This is a genomic window from Shewanella sp. 10N.286.51.B2, from assembly GCF_041469265.1.
In the GTDB taxonomy this organism is placed as follows: Bacteria; Pseudomonadota; Gammaproteobacteria; order Enterobacterales; family Shewanellaceae; genus Shewanella.
This window is the reverse complement of record NZ_JBFRKH010000114.1, coordinates 1-1,821: the sequence shown is the minus strand read 5'-3', so window position 1 is coordinate 1,821 and position 1,821 is coordinate 1. Positions and strand designations below refer to the sequence as shown.

2 protein-coding genes and 1 pseudogene are annotated in these 1,821 nt (G+C 46.2%); all 3 read left to right on the top strand.

The window, feature by feature from the left end:
* Nucleotides 1-639: pseudogene (locus AB4140_RS19635) on the top strand (integrase); the annotation flags it as partial.
* Nucleotides 639-1,316 (top strand): gamma-mobile-trio protein GmtX, encoded by a 678-nt coding sequence (gmtX, locus tag AB4140_RS19630; RefSeq protein WP_372002313.1) that lies wholly within the window; start codon nucleotides 639-641, stop codon nucleotides 1,314-1,316. The pseudogene AB4140_RS19635 and the gene gmtX, both read left to right, overlap by 1 nt.
* Nucleotides 1,316-1,753: a VPA1267 family protein gene (locus AB4140_RS19625; RefSeq protein WP_055024795.1), complete on the top strand. Its 438-nt coding sequence runs from the start codon at nucleotides 1,316-1,318 to the stop codon at nucleotides 1,751-1,753. Before gmtX ends, AB4140_RS19625 begins: the two co-directional genes overlap by 1 nt.
* Nucleotides 1,754-1,821: the final 68 nt, after the last annotated feature.

Genomic DNA, 1,821 nt, shown 5'->3' with positions numbered 1-1,821 from the left:
CTAAAAGACGAACAATTCTTCTGTGAAGAGCAAGGCAAGCCGTTTATCAAGCACGATGAGCTGCAAACTCTACAGCGCCGCTATGAAAAACAGCAAGTCGAAGCCGATGAGTACACAAAAGACTGGATTGCGTGCTTTGAGCTTATCAACAAAATCATTCGTGTCGAAGAAACCAGAAGTGGGGACGACGCCAAAGATAAACTGGTTGCGGTTGGCTCTGAGCAAGATGTCAGCCATGCCTTGAAGTTTATCGAAACCGACTCTGAATTGTTACACCTATCTCTTCTTTGTGATGACGCAGAGTTCTACCCTGATTTGCAGGACGAATTGCGTAAAACCCCTGCCATAGAAAAGCGCTCACGCAAGCTCAGTCGTGTACTGATGAAAAAAGGCTTCGAGCCGATTTTCATGGAAATGGACGACAAACAACAGCTCATCGCCGCCAATGCTATGCTGCGCCAAATGGCGAAAATTGCTGACCCTGACGACAAGCTCGAAGGTTACCGTAAGGTGGCGAGCTACATAGAAGCGGGTGAATACCTGACTGATAACAAGCTGTTCTCTGAGGGCATTCATGCTCTGACTGATAAAGCCATTAATCTAGATGGCATCGCACTACCGAACTTATTGGAGGACTAATGGAACTCGATATTGATGTTATTCTGGCTGACTTAAAAGAAGGTAAAGTGCCTCGCACGCAACAAAACCTCGATAAGCTCAACGAAACCCTGAAAGCCTATGCAGAATCAGGTCAGCGTGACTTCTCCATCACGCAAATTGGTCGGGTGTCTGCGGAAAATGGCGGATTGGCGTATGAGGCGTTGCGTGCTACCCGTAACAAGCACTACCGAACACTCATCGAAGCATGGGCGGCAAAGTACAATACCAATACCAAAAAACCGTTATCCAACACCTCACGGTCTAAATCCATCCCTGCGGATAATAAACTGCTAGAGCGCATCCCAGACCCTGCGGTACGCGCCTTGTTTGGTCAAATTATTGCGGAGCGTAACCGTTACCGCAAAGAGGTTAATTTGCTCAAGCAACACGCCAATATTACCATCGACAAACGCCCTGTGCGCCAGTTTGACACCACCGCAGAGCCAAGTGTTGAAGTGCTGCCATCCCTATCAGGCGTACTCACCGAATCAGAGAAAAAAGCCTTAGCGTATGCAATTTCTGATGAATGTATGGAAAAGAACGACTGGCAAACTACTCAGGCGGGTCAGGTAAAAGACATGGAATACAACAGCGAAGTATTCCCTAGAGGCTTTGTCACAGGGCTTCGCAAGCTATTGGGTGAGGTAGATGACTAATGGCAAATGGGCAGCAAAAAGCACAGCAAAACCTCGATGCGTTTCAGGTGTGGGTGGCAACTCAACAGGATGATGACTTTAAACAAATAGTGTTTAGAGGTCAGCTAAATCGTATTGAAGTGGCTAAAGCCGTAGGCTGTGGTAAATCAGCTCTAAATCAAAATCCTGATTTACGAAAATCATTAAAACAACTAGAAGATAACCTGCGCGACAAAGGCGTGCTGCCACCACTGACCGACACCGCAAAAAAAGAAACTGATAAGCCTAAACAATACGATAATACGGCGAATCGCAAGGCGCTTGATTCAAAACGCTTATCAGCACTGGAGGCTGAAAACATTGAATTAAAAACCAAAGTGAAAGAGCTTGAATGTAAACTTGAGCGCTTTGGTGAATTATCAGAAACCTTGTCAGAAATGGGGTTCATGCCTCGATGAATGCTACCTTACACGAAGACCAATTGCGCGTCACCAGTATCCCCTACACCTCATCAAAGATGGTGATA